Raw genomic sequence first — 16,799 nt, 5'->3', positions numbered from 1 at the left:
ATGGAAGAGAAGCTGCGCTTCGCCATCCGCGAAGGCGGCCGCACCGTTGGCGCGGGCGTCGTCGCTTCGATCATCGAGTAAAAATGATTGACCGTTGGCGCCTGTTGCCGCGCCAACGGTTTTTTTTGCAATGCGACGGAGCGCCTATAGGCGCTCCTTCTGCGGCGCGGGCGTGGTCGCTTCGATCATCGAATAAGCCTGCGCAAGCAAGGCGGAATGAAGGGGAGCCGAGAGGCTCCCCTTTCTGTTGTGTGCCGAGCGCCGGTGGCCAAAAAGCGTTCGGCGGTGAAAAGTGAAAACCAATTGACTGGGCTTGACATTTGCGGATTTTGTTCATGTTTTGTTTCACGTGAAACCATCCGAGCGCAAATGATTGATGTAAGGCGTTTTTTATTGAGCCGATTCGAGCGCGCCTTGCGCCGCTGCGGCGGCAACCTGCGCGTTGCATGCGCGAAAACCGGCGTGTTTTTCGCGGTTTTTCGCAGAAAAACCGAAAAAAGCACGCGATTTCGATCACTTTTGCGCTGAAAAATGCAACCTTAAGTAGAGTTTTTGCGAAAAAGGCGGTCCGCCGTCCGTGCGAACGAAGCCAAAAAGAACCGAAATGCTAGCCTCAGGCCTCGTGAAGTCAGGCGACGCGGCGAAATAAACGCTCCGCCTTGTGCGCCGGAGTGTTGTCCCGTATCTCGGGCGCGCCTTCCTTCTCCCCATCGCCCGTCTTTAGACGGGCGTTCTGACGAACGCCCTGCGGCGGGAGAAGGTGGCCCCGAAGGGGCCGGATGAGGGGTTCGTCCCTCGCGCACCGATGCGATTCACGTATTTCGTCGCCTCGCCTAATGCGAGGCAGTTCACTCTGCTTTGAAACGCTATACCCGGACGTGCTCCGTGCTGCCTTGGGACGACGTTTTGTCGCGGAATGATCGACCTGCCAGCACGGCGCTGGCGAAGGGCTGATCTCCTGGCGTCGGTGCGGGAGGGCCGTTGGTCGCGCGACGCTTTTTCTTCTCGCGTGGGCTTGCTTTACGCCGGGCATTCCGATTAGAAGGACACACGCTTCGGCGCGTAGGAGTGTAGCTCAGTTGGTAGAGCACCGGTCTCCAAAACCGGGTGTCGTCGGTTCGAGCCCGGCCACTCCTGCCAGTCTTTCAACGCCTTAGGCAAGTCCTCGCAAAGCCCCTTTTAGAGGGGGCGTCAACGGGGCAACAAAAACGGGCGAGTAACGGGCGTCGTCCGCGCCGTATCCCTTCCGCCGCCATTCTGAAGTCGAACGCGACTCTGCCGTTGGTCTCGTCGGACACGAAAAACCCCGCTATCGGTTTTCACCCTGCGGGGCCTTGATTGTTGTTGCTCACGCCTTCAAAGGCGAGCGATCAGCCCGCCCAATTCTCTGCCAATTGCCAGGGAACCAGAGGCGCAAGCATCAATATTGCCGACAACGCCACAGCAAAACGTTCCATGGCCGTGGTTTCTTGAAGGAACTGCCGAACAGTTGTAGCTCGATTGTGTTCACTCATATGCTTTTATCCCCTTTAGCGTACATTCCCTCAACGCCAAAAGGACTTGTTCGGTTCAAAAAATACGTTCACACATGTGTTACTGGATTAATATTACAAGTTTTTTACATGCGTGAAGACGCTCGGAGCGTCGGCGATCAGCGCGCCCATGGCGAGCGACGATTTGAGTGAACGCGTCAGGCCGGCGCATCGGCCTTTCGCTCACCCTCCGCATGTCCTTGACCGGCGCAGAGAGCCTTTTTGTCGTGTCGATCGGCCAGTCCGATATGCGCTGTCGCGAAAACATGTCGTATCGACCCAGCGTCAGGTTGCGCCGATCTCGGATGGGGTCGCAGGCGGCTCGGACACAAAAAACCCCGCCAGCGGCTTTCGCCGTGCGGGGCCACATCCTTGGCGTCTGTACATCCGAGCTCGCCTTGGAATTGAGGATAGAATGCCCGATGATTGTGACGAACGTATGACGGTTCGAGGCATGGGGCAGGGGATCACGCGGGCGGCGAGTCGGAAATCGCATCCTCCCCGCATTTTTCGGCTATCCCTTGAAACGGGTGGACTCACAACACCCATCTCACCTTCGGCAGGTCCTTCCCTCTTTTGGAGCTTTGGATGTTTCAAGACGCCTACGCCAGTTTGCGAGAGATCTTCACGCCGCCATTTCGGACCGTCATGGCGAAGTCCCTCGGCCTGACCCTGACGATCCTTCTCGCGCTGGGACTCGGCTTGGACAAGCTGGCGCTGTACGAGACGTCCAACACGGCGCCGTGGATCGCGATGATCGTCAAGGTGACCGCCGTCCTCGGGCTTTCGGTCGGCCTGTTGTTCCTGATCGCCCCCGTGTCGATGCTCGTCGCCGGCTTTTTCCTCGACGAACTGGCCGAGCATGTCGAAGCCGCCATCTATCCCGACGGACGCAAGGGCGTTCCGGCGCCTCTGTCCCAGTCGCTCGCCCTTGCGCTGAGGTTTTTCGTCGTCTCGCTGTTCGTCAACATGGCGGCGTTCGTCCTCTGGCTCGTGCCTGGCGTGAACGCCCTCATCTTCGTCGCCGCGAACGCGTATCTGTTCTCCCGCGAATATTTCGAGATGGCCGCGTCGAGGTTCCTTCCGGGCGAAGGCGTCCGGTCGCTGCGCCAACGCAACCAGCTCAAGATCTACGCCTACGGTCTCGTCATCGCCGTGTTCGTCGTGACGCCTGTCTTGAACCTGTTCACACCCTTGTTCGGAGTAGCCCTGATGGTCCGCCTCAACAAGAGGTTGACGACGCTCAAGAAATGAGCGCGCCGAGGCGGCGTGAGACAAAATGTCAGGCGATCTTCGCCCCCATGCGCAACCCGCCCCAGTGCTTGCCGCGCACAAAAATCGGCGCGGAAATATCCTTGATCAGCACCACCTGGCCGCCGCCGAGATCGCGCGGATAGGTCTGGCTGAGGCTTTCGGCAATGTTGCGGCCCGCCATCAATCCGGTCATGTCGTCGAAAATGCGCCGGTTGCGACTGTTGGCGTTGTTCCAGACGGGGTCCGGCCCCTGCGGCGCGGAATATTTCTTGTTGTGCACGGGCAGATAGCCGTTGTGATCGACGGCCGCCGAAAACACGACGGCCGCATCCAGCGCAAGGATCGGCTCCTGGATCGCCGGCAGAGTCTGTTCGAGAAAATCCAGCGCGCGGTTGCGGAATTGCTGCGGATTGGTCCCGGGAATGGGAATATAGTTGACGTCGAACAGGTCGGCCTCGGAAATCGTCGCCGCACCCAGAGCCTTTTCGAACAGCGTCGAGATCATCGCGGCGCGCGAGATCACGATGTCGCGCAAGGCCCGCTCCTTGCTCAGCAGCCGATGCATCAGCGCTTTCAAGGCGACGGCGGTTTGTGTCGGCGTTTCCGTGAAAAGCAGCCGGATGCCGAAATCGGCCGGCAGGGCGCGGGCGCGCACCGCGCCAATGTCCTGAAGGTCGAGTTCGACCAGGTCGCCCGCGTGCAAGGGGACGCCGTTGACGAGCGCCGAGCCCTCCGAAATCTCCAGAACCTCGGTCGAGACCGTCTGGCCGCGAAACATCAGGCGCGCGGGAATTTTCGCCGGCGAGCGCGGAAACTTGCGCTGGTCCGCATCGACGAAATTCTTCAGCGTCACCGAAAGGCGCTTGGTCAGATGCGCGGACAGGGCGCTGACCTGGCGCGACTGCGAGGCGACCTTTTCTGTCGCTTCATTGGCCTCGCCGACCGCGCCGTTGAAGAGATCGACGCTGCCGCCCAATTGGGCGGCGCCCTGGGCGGCGGAATTGGCGCTCTGGCCGACCTCCTGGATCGCGCCGATCTGCTGATCCGAACTGCGCGCCACCGCGCTCGCGATTTCGGCGATGCGGCCGATGATGTCGCGGACCTCCTGCATCGCCCCGACCGACGAGCGCACGGCCGTCTCGATCTCCCCGATCTGCGTCGCGATGTCGCGGGTCGCGACGCTGGTGCGCTGCGCCAGCGATTTGACCTCGTTGGCGACGACGGCGAAACCGCGGCCGCTCTCGCCGGCGCGCGCCGCCTCGATGGTGGCGTTGAGCGCGAGCAGGCTGGTCTGGCTGGAAATGCCGGAGATCAGCGTGACGATCTCCGTCACCCGCGCCGCGCAGGACGCGAGATCGGAAAAACGCTGCTCGGCGCCGTCGGCGCGCGTGACGGCGTCGTGCACCAGGGAATTGGCGTCGTTGGCCTGGCGCCCGACCTCCTGGCTCGAGGCGTGGAGTTCCTCCACCGCGGCGGCGACGGCGCCGATGGACTGGCTGGCGGTCGCGGCGCCGTCCGTCACCAGGGTGACGCCGTCGCGAAGTTCACCGATGACTTTTTCCAGATCAGCGACAATGGACCGCATCGCGCCGGACTGGGTTTCGGCGGCGGCGTTCGACGCCTCCATTTCCGCGTCGACCGCGCGCAGGAGTTCGGCGGTCTCCTTCTCACGCGAAACGCCTTCGCAGCCCGAAACGTAAGCGTCGAAACTCGCCGCCATGTCGGCGAAGATCATATCGATCACCCGCGCCACGACCGCGGCTTCGCGGGAATTGCGCCCCAGCGCCCCTCGGGCGAGCCCGCTGGTCAACATTCCGTAGGTTTCGACGAGGGTTTTGGGCGCAAGCGAAGCGCGCGCCTGGGCCTCGCCGAGGCGGCGGGCGCGCAGAACCAGCTCCTCGCCCGGCGGCCGCGAGAGAATTTCGCGCCAATGCGCGCGCATTTCGGCCAACAGCGCGCTGGAGAGCGCGGCCTTTTCCGGATCGTCGGCCAGGCGGGACTGCACATCCTCGAAAACGCCTTCGATCTGGGCCGGCGGGAGCGCGGCCTCGTCTTGTCCGGAGGCGGCGAGACGCGATCTTGCAAGCCTGGAAAGCTGCATTGTTGTGAGACTCCGGGGTCACGGCGGTATCGACCAAGGCTAATAATCAGAGCTTGCGCAAAGCCTTCGGGCTCGTGCGAGCCATGTGACTTTTGCTTGCGCGAGACGAGACGAAGGTCACTATCGCAGACATCGCATTGGCGTTAAGCGGGGGCACGCTCCAGCGGGATCGCGCATCGATGTCAAGCAATGACCTGAATCAAGTCGACAGGATGGTCGGCGGCCATCTCGAGGCGGCGCGCCGCCGCGCCGGCCTGTCGGTCATCGGCGTCTGCGCGGCGATCGGCGTCGATGAAATCAGATATCGGCGCTTCGAGACCGGCCGCGAGCGCATCGACGCGGTGAGCCTGCAACGGATCTGTCGTTTGCTGGGCGTCTCTCCTCTCGACTTCTTCGATACTTTGTCCGAGTTCAGGGCGGACGTCGAAGACAGGCCCAGATGGATGTGCTGAGGTTCCTCTGTTTTTCGCAGGATTTTCATCCGAAAGCCGGTGGCCGCTTTTCGGAAATCCTGCTTAGAGTTTTTTCACGTTTCATGGAAACATGAAAAAGCTCTAGAGTCTTGTTTTGACGCATTTTCTTCACGCGAACCGGCATCCGCTTCGCTTGAAAATGCTTTAGCGCCTGCGCGCTTCGATCCAGTTCAGCGCGGTGATGGAGAAGAAGCCGCCGAGCCACGATCCCGCCGCCGCGAACAGCACATAGAGCCAGTTCGACGTGTAGCTGATCACCGCGAACGCCGACATGAGATACCACAGGCTGCTCCAGTTCGCCGCGGCGACGCGCTTGCGCGCCACGACCGAGGCGTTGAACAGGACATAGACCGCGTCGGTCGCGGCCGTGGAGGCGATCACGCCGAGGGCGATCAGGGGATCGAGGGTGGGAAGCATGGTTCGGGACCTCCAAAAGGGATCCCGAAATTAGAGCTTTTTCATGGAAACATGAAAAAGCTCTAGAGTCTTGTTTTGACGAATTTTCTTAACGCGAACCGGCATCCGCTTCGCTTGAAAATGCTCTGGCCGGCGTCAGGCGATGGCGGCCCGCGACGCGCGCCGCGCTCCCGGGGCGGGCAGGGCGCGCCTGCCTTCGATCCGGCCTCGGCTCAGGGCGGCGCCCTTGAGCTGGTCGAAGGCTTCGCGGATGCCGCCAACCGTCAGATCGAGCGTGTCGAGCGCGCGTTCGCGGTTGTTCAGGTCGGCGGCTTCGGCCAGCCGCAGGCTGTCGAAGGCGACCGCCAGCGCATTGGTGGCCGCCGCCAATTGCGGGCCGAGCGCGGGAAAATAGAGGCCGACCAGAATGTTGAGTTCGGCGACGTCCTCGTTGAGGGCCGCCAGGTCGTCGGCGGCGCGCGCAAAAGTCCTGGTCTGCGCGAGGTCGTAGCGCGCGCGAAAAAACGCCATGGCGTCGACATAGGTTTTTTCCGCGCGGCGATAGAGGTCCTCGGATTTCTGGCTCTTCAACCACAATCGTTCGCGCGAAATCGAGATGAAATAGGCCGCCGCCGCCGAACCGCTCACGGCGCCCAGGATCAACAGTCCACACAACAACGCGCTCATGACAGACTCCGCTCAGGTTGTTGATGAAGCTGGCGTTAAGCTTATAATTAAACCTTAACCGCCCCGGGCCGTGGCAAATCATGGATAGGAAAGCGTTCGCCGATTCGGCTTTGAAACGCATGACTTGCGTCGTCTGGCGCCCCAATTTGGCGCGCACCCGGCCCTGTTTCAGCCAACGCAACGCCGGCGCGGAGGATTTGCGTGTGGTTTCAATTCAAGGTTGCATTCTATTTACACCCTTAAGCTAAAACGATTCATGGCGCGTCCTGCGCCGGGGCGAGGGGATGGCGTAAGTGGCGGAGTCAGGCGGCGCCGCGGCGGTGCGGCGGGGCGGGTCCCAGGGCCTGCTTTACAATCTGGCCTGCGCTCTCTGCGTGGCGGCGCCGCTTCTTGTCTGCCGGTTCAGCACGCTGGCGGACGCCGCCGCGGTCGCCTTCCTGCTGACTGTTGTTCTGTGCGCCGTTCCGCCGGTCGCCGCTCTGGCGAAATTCGACCTGCCCGAGGAATGGTTGGTCTGGCCGGGCGCGCTGGCGGCGCTGGCTGCCGGCGCGATGGCCTTCGTCAGCGTCACGCCGCCGGTTCCCGCCGACATGCGCACGGCGGGCGCGCTCGCCGCGCTCGGCCAGGCGGTGCTGGCCATGGAGAGCGACGCGCCGCAACCGCTGGCGCGCTGGCGCGGCGCGCTGGCGCTGGGGCCGCTCGCGGTGGGCCTCGCGCTGCGCCAGACGCCCGACGCCTATGTCGGCGTCGCCGGCGTGCTGGCGCTCTTCCTGGCTTTCCCGCTGATTTCAAGGCGCATCCAGCGCGTCGCCCAGACGGAGACCGAGGCCGAGACGCGGCTGACCTCGGCGCTCAACGGGGTCAACCAGTGTTTCGGCCTGTTCGGCAAGGGGCAGGTCTGCCTGTCCGGCAATTCCGAATTCCTCCGGCTGTTCAAGCTCACGGCCCACGAGGCGCGCGGCCGCACGCTGAACGACATGATGACCCGCCGGCTGGCGCTGCCCTTGAAGGATCGCGGCGACATCGACCGCCTTCTGGACCTCGCGGCGGCGGCGCAAAAGAAGAAATTGCGGCAAAAACTCTGCGTCGATCTCGCCGGCGACCGGATCATGGAATTCGCGTTCTCGCCGACGCCCGACGGTCTTTCGATGCAGGTCGAGGACGCCACGCGCCGCCGCGCCGAGGAAGTCCGCATCGAGCGCATGGCGCGCACCGACGACGTCACCGGCATGGCCAATCGCGCCGCCTTCCGCGAATTGCTGGAACAGGCCGCCGCGGAGGCCGCGTCAAATCCGTTCGCCATTTTCATGATCGATCTCGACCGTTTCAAACAGGTCAACGACACCATGGGCCACGCCGCCGGCGACAAGCTGCTCAGCCGTGTGGCGAAGCGCCTGCTCGATCTCGCCGCCGAGGGCGAGGAGGTGGCGCGTCTCGGCGGCGACGAATTCGTCGTGCTCGCGCGCATGAACCGCGAGGAGTCCGGCCATTTCGCCGCCCGCATCGTCGAGGCGGTGAGCGAGCCCTATCAGATCGAAGGCTCGAAACTTCTGATCGGCGCCTCGGTGGGCGTGGCGCTGGCCCCGGAAGATTCGTCGGACGCCTCGGACCTGATGAAGGCCGCCGACATGGCGCTTTACGCCGCCAAGGACGGCGGGCGCGGCGGCTGGCGCTATTTCACCCGCGACATGGGGGAAAACGCCCGACGGCGCCAGCAGATCGAGCAGGACCTTCGCATCGGCATCGGCCGCAACGAACTCGAAGTCCACTACCAGCCGATCATCAGTTTCGCGAAACGGCGCATCTGCTGCTGCGAGGCGCTGGTGCGCTGGCGCCATCCCACCCAGGGCATGATCTCGCCCGGCCTGTTCATCCCCATCGCCGAGGAATCCGGGCTCATCGTTCCGCTCGGCGAATATGTGCTGCGCCAGGCCTGCGAGGACGCCAAGAGCTGGCCGCGCACGGTGCGCGTCGCGGTGAATTTTTCCGCCCACCAGTTCGCGCGCGGCGGCGTCGCCGAAATGGTGCGGCGCGCTCTGCGCGACACCAAATTTCCCCCCAATCGCCTCGAAGCCGAAATCACGGAATCGGCGCTGATGAGCGACGCCGACAATGTTTTGGCGACCCTCGACGAATTGCGCGACATGGGGGTGCGCGTGGCGCTCGACGATTTCGGCACGGGCTATTCGTCGCTCGCCTATTTGAGCCGCTTCCGCCCCGACAAGGTCAAGATCGACCAGTCTTTTGTGCGCGAAATGGGCAAGAATGCGGCCTCGCTGGCGATCATCAAGGCGGTGCGGGCGCTGGCCAAGGAGCTGAACATCGACATGCTGGTCGAGGGCGTCGAGACCCAGGAGCAGCTCGAAATTCTTCGCGCCAATGGCGCGGACGAGGCGCAGGGCTTTCTGTTCAGCAAGCCGCGCCCGGCCAATGAAATCGCGCGCCTCGTCTCCGACCCCGCGCAATTGCCTCGGGCGCGAAAACTCAACAATCCCGACGACGCCTCCTGGACCTCTCCGTTCGAGCGGGTCGACCCCAATGTGGTGGCGCTCAGGCCGGAGTCGATCAGTTGAGGATCTCTTCCCCGCGCTCCAAAAACTTCGTTCAGGCGAAGTTCAGGTCATCGAGAATAACACGCTTGTGAGGACGAGCATCGTCGCGAGCGGTTCCACCAGCTCCCGCTTTTTCGCAACGTTTCGGGCTCGATCATTGGCGCCCGACGCGATTGGGGGAGATCATGACCACTTTTCTTGCAGGCATCGGTATTTTGTGCGGTGGCTGTGGGCTGTTCATCGGCGTCGTTGCTTGGGCGACGCATCAGGAAATGAAGGAGGAGCGTGAGGCTCTCGCCAGGCGCTGGAGTGAGTGACGACCGGAACGCCATGGAAGCGCAGGCGGTCTCGCCAATGCGCACACAGCCGATTCGGCCCTGGCGCGCGGTTCGCCTCACGCCGCGCGCGACAAACGGCGAATCGGCGGCGGTGGAGGCGCTGTTGCATCGACGCGACGGCTCCGTGGCGAGCGTGCGCCTTCCCGTCCATCCGCCCGTGTTCTACGTCATCCCGCCGCAACGGACCGGAGACATCGTCGGTCTGTCCAGCGCGCAGGCGGAGATCGTCGAACTCGGACCCTTCGCCTCCCTCCTCGCCCTCGGGCGGAGCTGGCTGACGCGCAAGATCAAATACAAGCTGGTTCACGCCGGGCTTGTTTTCGATCTGCGCGGGCCGACGCGCCCCCGCAGACTGTTGGGCGCCGCCAGCCGGTTTCTCGCGGAAAACGGCTTGCGCCTGGACAGTCCGGCGGTCAGCGCCCATCCCGAGCTCTTCGACGGATTCCGTCGCCTTGCGCCGGCGAAGGCGGCTGGCGCCGCGCCGCTGAAAATTGCTGTCGCCTTGCACCTCCATTACGAGGATATCTGGCCGGACATCGAGGCGGCCTTGCGCGCCTTGCCCTACGCCTGCGATTTGATCGTCACCTGTTCCGGGCCGGACGCGGGCGTGGAAAAACGCATTCGCGCGGCTTTTCCCCATGTCCGTTTCCGCCGCACCGAAAACAGAGGCCGGGATATCCGCCCGTTTCTGACGCTCATCGAGGATGGGTCGCTCGATGGCTACGACCTCGTCTGCAAGATTCACGGCAAACGCTCGGCGACCGCGCCGGCGGTGGTGGGCGCGCTCTGGCGCCGGAAAATCTTCCTCGATCTGCTGGTCGGCGCCGGCGCGATGGTCCGGATCATCGACGCCTTCGCGGTCGATCCCAAGCTCGGACTCGTCGGCCCCAGGGGGTTTCGAAAATTCCGCAATCCCGTCGCCGCACACGAATGGCGCGCGCCGTCGCAAAGTCCGGACCACATCATCGCGACGCTCGGCGGCGACCCCGCGCGCTTTGCCGCGGACTTTTTCGCCGGCGCGATGTTCTGGGCGCGGCCGGCGGCTCTGGCGGCGTTGCAGCCGCACAGATTTTCCGCCCGATTCGAGCCGGAGGCTGGCGGAATCTATGACGGGCTGGAGGTCGCGTTCGAAACGGCGTTCAGCGCGATCGTCAGGCTCGCGGGCTATGACATCGGCGAAATCGACGGCTTCGACGACCCGCCGGCTATTCATCCGTCGTTCAGCCGCGCGCGTTGAATTTAGCCTCAACGCGCCTGGACATCGTCGCTTTCGCCTCGAAGCCATGGGCGACGCAATCCATGCCAGAAGCATCATGTCGCTCAGAGTCGCCTACAAAATTCCCTTTCTTGCCCGCGCGCTCCGGCAGCGCGACAAGGCGCGGCGCACAGTCGAAATCCTCACCCGCAAGAATGTCGAATTGGCGTTGCGGCTCCAGCTCGCCGAAGCCCTCGCCAGGGACGAGGCTTGCGCGCTCCCGGACGATCAGGCGCCCGCGCTCACGCGCTGGCGCGACATCCGCGAACCCGTGTGGACGTCGAACAGGCGCGTCTGCGTCTATGTGTGTTTCGTTCGCCACGACCGGGTGGCGCCCCATGCGGCCCATGCCATGGCGGCGCTGCGCCAGGACGGATTTTACGTCATTTGCCTTGCCGTGCGCAACGATGTCGATGCGCCCATGATCGATCCGGGCCCGGAGGTCGCCGACGCGCTTTGCGCGCGCGCCAATGCGGGCTGGGACTTCGGCGCCTGGGCCGCCATGTTCCGGCGCTATCCGCAAGTGTGGGACGCCAGCGGCCTGCTGCTGATGAACGACAGCGTGATCGGCCCGCTGCGCGCGATGGATGACATCTGGCATGGGATCGCGCGCTCGCCCGCCAGCGTGTTCGGGCTGGTGGAAAGTCTTGACGTCCAAAGACACATGCAAAGCTTCTGGATGTTCTACAAGGCCGAGGCGCTGCGCAACGCGACGCTGCGGGCGTTCTGGCGAACGGTGCGAAATCTTGCCGACAAGGACGACGTGATCGCGGCTTACGAAGTCAACACGATTCAATTGTGCGAAATCGCCGGTCTCGCGCATGAGGCGGTCTTTCCGTTCGAGGCGGATGACCGGCGCCCGGCGAATCCCAGCTTCTGGGGATGGCGCCGCCTCGCCGCGCGCGGCTATCCGTTCATCAAGACGCGCCTGCTCACGGAGACGCCGGATGACATCGATCTCTCCGACTGGGTCGCGGTTTTGCGCGCAGCCGGGCTCGACGGCGAACGCGCCCGCACGCTTCTCGCCGCCTCGCACTCGCCGAAGGAGACCGCTTGTGGCCGCGCCCGCTGGTGACGAGACGCTCACCATCGTCCTCGTGCATTTCAACACGCCGCTGGCGACGGCGCGCTGCGTCTCCTCGGCGCTGAATGTGGTCAGGCCGGCGTTCGGCGACGGCTTTCGCATGGTCGTGGTCGACAATTGTTCGGAGCCGCGCGCGTTCGAGCGTCTGCAAGACGAGATCGCGGCGCTGGCCGCGCCCGAAGTCCTGCTGTTCCGCAATTGCATCAATGCGGGCTTCGGGCTGGGCTGCATGATGGCGCTCAATTTTTCCGCCGGAGGCTTCATCGCCTTCATCAACAGCGACACGGAATTCGACACGGACTGCTTCTCGCCGCTGATCGCGCACATGCAAGCCAACCCGGCCATTGGCGTGATCGGGCCGCAGCACCTTTCGCAAGACGGCGCGCCGACGCGCTCCTACGGCTTCGACGACGGTCTTTGCGCGCGGCTGAGCCGGCGCGAAAAGTTCGATCCGGCGGCGCTTCCGGGCGCGCCGATCGACGTCGATTATGTCTTCGGCGCCTTCATGATGTTCCGACGCGAGGCCCTGGCCCAATGCGGCGGGTTCGACCCGACCATTTTCCTGTTTTACGAGGAGATGGACATCTGCCAGCGCCTCCGCGCCGCCGGATGGCGGATCGTCTTCCATCCCGGCGCGAGCTTTCGGCACATTGGCCAGGCAAGTTTGAAGGGCGCCGACACCAAGCCGGAGTCGGACCGCGCTCTGCTCTACGTCATCCGCAAGAACAAGGGATTCTTGAGCTGGCTGGGGCTGTTTCTGTCAAAACTTGTCTCCTATGCGCTGCGCGCTCCGTTTCGCGCGCGCCACAGAATCCTGCTGCGGCGGCTGGTGACGATGGGGCCGCCGCAAGCTTCGTCCTGGAGAGTCGATCAGGCCTGCAATTTCGAATACACCAATCATACGGTTTCCGAAGGATCAGTTCGGAAATCCTATTCCGCTCGCGCGGAAATCCGCCCTTCGCCTGAAGGATTTCCGCGCGATTTCGTTTTCGCGGATCGCGAAGCGATCTTGCGGAAACCGTATCACGTGACGCTCCGCCGCTGACACGTGTTCGAGCGGCGCGCATCACGCCCCGAGAAACGCCAAAACCTCGCGCTCAAAATCCTTCGTCGCCTCCAGATGCGGCACATGCCCCACGCCCGGAAACTCGACATGGCGGATCGCCGGATGCGCCTGCGCCACGTCGCGCGCGGCCTGGGCCAGAGGCGGGATTCGCTTCTTCGCTTCTTCCGAGGCATAGGCGAGGAACGGAGTCGCCTTGTCCTGCGCGCCGGTCACCAGCAGCGTCGGCGGTCTGAGCGACCCAAAAAGTTTTCGCACCGGCTCATTATAAATCATCAGATAGGTGAGGGCGACGACGCGCAGATAGCGCGGATAATCCCCCGACAAGGCGAGGCGCATCCGGCTGGTGACGAAGGGCTCGTATTGCGCCGCCGGCAGGCTGACGAAATAGCGCGCGACAAAGGCGCGATAACTCGCCTCGTCATAGGCCGCCTCCGCCTTTTCCAGCGTGGCCAGGGTTTGCGGCGGGATGTGGTCGCGATAGTCGACGAGCCCGATCGGGTCTTCCAGAACCAGTTTTCGAACCCGCGCCGGATGCTTTGACGCCAGATGCACCGCGAGCATGCCGCCGGTGGAATGGCCGATGACGTCGAACGTGCGCAGGCCAAGCCCATCCGCGAGCGAAAGCGTGTTGGCGACGAGATCGGCGAACGAATAGGTGCGGATCGGCTTTGACGACTTGTTGAAGCCGATCTGGTCGGGAACGATCACGCGAAACCCGGCGCGCCGCAAAAAGGCGATCACGTCGGTCCAATAGGAACTGTCAAAGTTCTTGCCGTGCAGCAGCATCACGGCGCGGTTTTTGGCAAAACCGTCCGCGGCGGGAAAATCCATATAGGCCATGCGCGTGGGCTCGCCATGGTCGAGCGCCAAAAATTTGACGGGGCCGGGATAGGGCCAGCCTTCAAAACAAACGCCCATGGGCTCGAGCGTCTTTTCGGACGCGGCCGCCTTGGATTGCGCGCGGGCGGGCGCCGCGAGCAGGGGCGCGGCGGCGGCGCCGGCCAAAAAGGCGCGCCGCGAGGCGGCCGAGGTTCTGGTGTCTTCCATCAAGCCGCCCGGCGCCCCCGTTCAGAACGGCGTTTCGTCGCTGTCCTCGATCTTCTTCTTCGCCGCCGGCTTTTTCGCCGCTGGCTTCTTGGCCGCGGGCTTCGTCTCGGCCGCCTCCGGGTCCGCCGCCTTTTTGGCGGTTTTCTTCGCCGCCGGTTTTTTGGCGGGCTTCTTCGCCGGCTTCGCCCCGCCGCTCGCAATCCGGTCCTCAATCAGGCGGATCGCTTCTTCCACCGACACGGTTTCCAGCGTCATCGACTTCGGCAGGGTGGCGTTGACCTTGCCCCACGACACATAGGCGCCGAACCGCCCCGGCCGCACCGCGATCGGGCCGCCCTCGGGATGCTCGCCGAGCAGCCGCCCGTCGGAGGGCGCGCCGGCCGCCTTGGCGTCGACGATTTTTGTCGCCTCTTCCAGCGTCAGCGATTGCAGGTCGGTCCCTTTCGGCAGGGTGGCGTTGACCTTGCCCCAGGCCAGATAGGGCCCGAACCGCCCCGCCTTCAGCGCAATGGCGCCGCCCTGCGGGTGATCGCCAAACACCTTCATCTCGCCGCCGCCGGCGCCGCCGCGCCCGCCGCCGGCCTCCTTGGTCATGATCAGATCGATGGCGCGGTTGCCGCCGATTTCGAGGATGTCGTCGTCCTTGGAAAGATTGGCGTAGGTCTTCTTGTGCTGAACATAGGAGCCGTAGCGCCCGATGCCGGCCAGAATGGGCTCGCCGGTCTCCGGATGTTTTGCGACTTCGCGCGGCAGCGACAGCAGGGCAAGCGCCTTGTCCAGCGTGACGTCGTCGGGTTTTAGCGTCGCGGGCAGGGAGGCTCGCCTGGGCTTGTCTTCCTTGCTCGCCGGTTCGCCCTCCTGCACATAGGCGCCGAAACGCCCGTCACGCAGGGTAATCTCAAGCCCGTTTTCCGGGTTCTCGCCCAACACCTTTACACCCGGCCTGGAGCCCTCGGCCTGCTCGCCGCGATCCGACAGCGTGCGGGTGAACTTGCACTCGGGATAATTGGAGCAGCCGATGAAGGCGCCGAATTTCCCCAGTTTCAGCGACAATTGCCCAGCGGCGCAGGCCGGGCAGGCGCGCGGCGAACCGCCGTCCGCCTTGGCCGGAAAAATGTGCGGCCCCAGCAATTCGTTGAGATTTTCGAGAATGTCGGTGGTGCGCAATTCCATGGCGCCGCCGACGGCGATGGAAAAGTCTCCCCAAAAGTCGCGCAAAACCTGCTTCCAGTCGATTTCCGCATTGGAAATGCGGTCGAGCTGGCCTTCGAGGTCGGCGGTGAAATCATAGCCGACGTAACGCCCAAAAAACCCTTCCAGAAAGGCGGTGACCAGCCGCCCCTTGTCCTCGGGAATCAGGCGTTTTTTCTCCAGCTTGACGTAATCGCGTTCGCGCAGCACGGCGAGCGTCGAGGCATAGGTGGAGGGGCGGCCGATGCTCAGCTCTTCCATGCGCTTGACCAGCGTCGCCTCGGTGTAGCGCGGCGGCGGCTCGGTAAAATGCTGGGTCGCCTCGATCTTGTCCTTGGCGCAGGCCTCGCCCTCGGTCATGGCGGGCAGGCGGCCGGAGTCTTCATCGTCCTCGTCGTCCTTGCCCTCTTGATAGAGTTTCAGAAACCCATCAAACCGAATGACTTGGCCGGTGGCGCGCAGGTCCAGCGTTCTCGCCCCAGCCTTGGCCTCGATATCGACAGTGGTGCGCTCCAGCAGCGCCGATTCCATCTGGCTGGCGACCAGACGCGTCCAGATCAGCTCATAAAGCTTGGCCTGATCCGGCTGCAAATACTGCGCGACATTTTTCGGCAGGCGCGCGGGATCGGTGGGGCGGATCGCCTCATGCGCCTCCTGCGCGTTCTTGGCTTTCACCTGATATTTGCGCGGCGCATCCGGCACATAATCCTTGCCGAATTCCGTGCCGATCACACTTCGCGTGGCCGTGATCGCCTCGGGGGCGACATCGACGCCGTCGGTACGCATATAGGTGATGAGACCCACGGTCTCGCCGCCAATATCGACGCCCTCATAAAGTTTTTGGGCCGTCCGCATGGTCGCTTCGGGCGCCATGCCCAGTTTTCGCGACGCCTCCTGCTGCAAGGTGGAGGTGGTGAACGGCGCGGCGGGATGACGCTTGGCCGGCTTGGCCTCGACCGATTTCACGAGGAAAGACGCGGTCTCCAGCGCGGCCTTGAACGCCTCGGCCTCGGCGCCGGTCCCCACGTCCAGACGCGAGATTTTCTTGCCATCCGCCCCGACCAGACGGGCGATAAACGGCGCATCCTTCGCCGTGCGCAGATGCGCGACCAGCGACCAATATTCGCGCGCCACAAACTTTTCGATTTCCAGCTCGCGGTCGCACACCAGCCGCAGTGCAACCGATTGCACGCGCCCCGCCGATTTGGCGCCCGGCAGTTTGCGCCACAGCACGGGGGAAAGGTTGAAGCCGACCAGATAGTCCAGGGCGCGGCGGGCGAGATAGGCGTCGACCAGGCTCTGGTCGATCTCGCGCGGGTGGCGCATGGCCTCGAGGATGGAATCCTTGGTGATGGCGTTAAAGACGACGCGCTGCACGGGCTTGTCTTTAAGGACCTTCTTGTTGCGCAAAATCTCCAGCACGTGCCAGGAAATGGCCTCGCCCTCGCGATCCGGGTCGGTGGCGAGCACGACGCGGTCCGCCTGTTTCACCAGCGCGGCGATGTCGGACAGGCGTTTGTTCGCCTTGGCGTCGGTCTCCCACAGCATCTTGAAATCGTCGGCGGGATCGACGGAGCCGTCTTTTGCCGGCAAGTCGCGGACATGGCCGAACGAGGCGACGACCTCGAAATTCTTGCCGAGATATTTGTTGATCGTCTTGGCCTTGGCCGGCGATTCGACGATGACGACGTCCATGGGGGATCCGAAATCTAGGCGTGATGGGCTTACGGGAACAGCGCCGGAACATGGGGGAGCCTCGCGACTCTGTCAAATGGGCAGTCACCGTGCGGCCAAAATTTGCCCAGCGACTCGCTGCGGCGCCC

The 16,799-nt window shown here is 63.7% G+C and carries 13 protein-coding genes, 1 tRNA gene and 1 pseudogene; 10 read left to right on the top strand and 5 right to left on the bottom strand.

Going from position 1 to position 16,799, the window contains the following annotated elements:
* The 4 genes and pseudogenes from GJ654_RS09680 to GJ654_RS09665 form a co-directional block, all read left to right on the top strand.
* A pseudogene (locus GJ654_RS09680) lies at positions 1-81 on the top strand (elongation factor Tu); the annotation flags it as partial.
* Positions 82-264: 183 nt separating this feature from the next.
* Complete coding sequence (locus tag GJ654_RS09675) at positions 265-528, top strand: hypothetical protein (RefSeq protein ID WP_155445948.1); 264 nt, start codon at positions 265-267, stop codon at positions 526-528.
* Between the two features lie 536 nt (positions 529-1,064).
* A tRNA-Trp gene (locus GJ654_RS09670) sits at positions 1,065-1,140 on the top strand.
* A gap of 980 nt (positions 1,141-2,120) precedes the next feature.
* Positions 2,121-2,786: a sulfate transporter family protein gene (locus tag GJ654_RS09665; RefSeq protein WP_155445947.1), complete on the top strand. Its 666-nt coding sequence runs from the start codon at positions 2,121-2,123 to the stop codon at positions 2,784-2,786.
* Positions 2,787-2,814: 28 nt separating this feature from the next.
* Here the strand turns inward: GJ654_RS09665 and GJ654_RS09660 are convergent, their stop codons facing one another.
* Positions 2,815-4,887 carry a methyl-accepting chemotaxis protein gene (locus tag GJ654_RS09660; RefSeq protein ID WP_155445946.1) on the bottom strand — a complete coding sequence of 691 codons (2,073 nt, stop codon included), beginning with the start codon at positions 4,885-4,887 and terminating at the stop codon, positions 2,815-2,817.
* Positions 4,888-5,066: 179 nt separating this feature from the next.
* On the opposite strand from GJ654_RS09660, the gene GJ654_RS09655 reads away from it, so the two are divergent.
* On the top strand, positions 5,067-5,339 hold the full coding sequence (locus GJ654_RS09655; RefSeq protein ID WP_196305493.1) for a helix-turn-helix domain-containing protein: 273 nt from the start codon (positions 5,067-5,069) through the stop codon (positions 5,337-5,339).
* Between the two features lie 165 nt (positions 5,340-5,504).
* Here GJ654_RS09655 and GJ654_RS09650 read toward each other — a convergent pair whose 3' ends face one another.
* Together GJ654_RS09650 and GJ654_RS09645 are read right to left on the bottom strand one after the other, a co-directional pair.
* Positions 5,505-5,777 (bottom strand): hypothetical protein, encoded by a 273-nt coding sequence (locus GJ654_RS09650; RefSeq protein ID WP_155445944.1) that lies wholly within the window; start codon positions 5,775-5,777, stop codon positions 5,505-5,507.
* A gap of 135 nt (positions 5,778-5,912) precedes the next feature.
* Positions 5,913-6,443: a hypothetical protein gene (locus GJ654_RS09645; protein ID WP_155445943.1), complete on the bottom strand. Its 531-nt coding sequence runs from the start codon at positions 6,441-6,443 to the stop codon at positions 5,913-5,915.
* Between the two features lie 293 nt (positions 6,444-6,736).
* On the opposite strand from GJ654_RS09645, the gene GJ654_RS21580 reads away from it, so the two are divergent.
* The 5 genes from GJ654_RS21580 (at position 6,737) to GJ654_RS09625 (ending at position 12,717) form a co-directional block, all read left to right on the top strand.
* Positions 6,737-9,016, top strand: a complete 2,280-nt coding sequence (locus GJ654_RS21580) for a putative bifunctional diguanylate cyclase/phosphodiesterase (protein ID WP_155445942.1) — start codon at positions 6,737-6,739, stop codon at positions 9,014-9,016.
* Positions 9,017-9,180: 164 nt separating this feature from the next.
* Positions 9,181-9,312 (top strand): hypothetical protein, encoded by a 132-nt coding sequence (locus GJ654_RS21440; protein ID WP_264586175.1) that lies wholly within the window; start codon positions 9,181-9,183, stop codon positions 9,310-9,312.
* Positions 9,305-10,570, top strand: coding sequence for a rhamnan synthesis F family protein (locus tag GJ654_RS09635; protein WP_155445941.1), 1,266 nt, complete (start codon positions 9,305-9,307; stop codon positions 10,568-10,570). The genes GJ654_RS21440 and GJ654_RS09635 overlap by 8 nt, the downstream gene beginning before the upstream one ends.
* Before the next feature lie 76 nt (positions 10,571-10,646).
* A complete protein-coding gene (locus tag GJ654_RS09630; protein ID WP_196305492.1) occupies positions 10,647-11,663 on the top strand; it encodes a rhamnan synthesis F family protein in 1,017 nt (338 codons plus the stop codon).
* Positions 11,644-12,717, top strand: coding sequence for a glycosyltransferase family 2 protein (locus GJ654_RS09625; RefSeq protein WP_196305491.1), 1,074 nt, complete (start codon positions 11,644-11,646; stop codon positions 12,715-12,717). The genes GJ654_RS09630 and GJ654_RS09625 overlap by 20 nt, the downstream gene beginning before the upstream one ends.
* A gap of 21 nt (positions 12,718-12,738) precedes the next feature.
* On the opposite strand, the gene GJ654_RS09620 is transcribed toward GJ654_RS09625, so the two are convergent.
* Positions 12,739-13,785 (bottom strand): alpha/beta fold hydrolase, encoded by a 1,047-nt coding sequence (locus GJ654_RS09620; RefSeq protein ID WP_155445938.1) that lies wholly within the window; start codon positions 13,783-13,785, stop codon positions 12,739-12,741.
* Between the two features lie 21 nt (positions 13,786-13,806).
* Positions 13,807-16,671 (bottom strand): type I DNA topoisomerase, encoded by a 2,865-nt coding sequence (topA, locus tag GJ654_RS09615; protein WP_155445937.1) that lies wholly within the window; start codon positions 16,669-16,671, stop codon positions 13,807-13,809.
* Between the last annotated feature and the right edge of the window lie 128 nt (positions 16,672-16,799).

Origin of the sequence: Rhodoblastus acidophilus (assembly GCF_009720655.1) — a bacterium.
In the GTDB taxonomy this organism is placed as follows: Bacteria; Pseudomonadota; Alphaproteobacteria; order Rhizobiales; family Beijerinckiaceae; genus Rhodoblastus; species Rhodoblastus acidophilus_A.
The sequence above is the reverse complement of the archived record's forward strand: the minus strand, read 5'-3'. Positions and strand labels throughout refer to the sequence as shown.

Bases quoted from the DNA above. Each gene is read 5' to 3' on its own strand.
- GJ654_RS09665 (WP_155445947.1), top strand. From the start codon at position 2,121: ATGTTTCAAGACGCCTACGCCAGTTTGCGAGAGATCTTCACGCCGCCA.
- GJ654_RS09660 (WP_155445946.1), bottom strand. From the start codon at position 4,887: ATGCAGCTTTCCAGGCTTGCAAGATCGCGTCTCGCCGCCTCCGGACAA.
- GJ654_RS09655 (WP_196305493.1), top strand. From the start codon at position 5,067: ATGTCAAGCAATGACCTGAATCAAGTCGACAGGATGGTCGGCGGCCAT.
- GJ654_RS09650 (WP_155445944.1), bottom strand. From the start codon at position 5,777: ATGCTTCCCACCCTCGATCCCCTGATCGCCCTCGGCGTGATCGCCTCC.
- GJ654_RS09645 (WP_155445943.1), bottom strand. From the start codon at position 6,443: ATGAGCGCGTTGTTGTGTGGACTGTTGATCCTGGGCGCCGTGAGCGGT.
- GJ654_RS21440 (WP_264586175.1), top strand. From the start codon at position 9,181: ATGACCACTTTTCTTGCAGGCATCGGTATTTTGTGCGGTGGCTGTGGG.
- GJ654_RS09630 (WP_196305492.1), top strand. From the start codon at position 10,647: ATGTCGCTCAGAGTCGCCTACAAAATTCCCTTTCTTGCCCGCGCGCTC.
- GJ654_RS09620 (WP_155445938.1), bottom strand. From the start codon at position 13,785: ATGGAAGACACCAGAACCTCGGCCGCCTCGCGGCGCGCCTTTTTGGCC.
- topA (WP_155445937.1), bottom strand. From the start codon at position 16,671: ATGGACGTCGTCATCGTCGAATCGCCGGCCAAGGCCAAGACGATCAAC.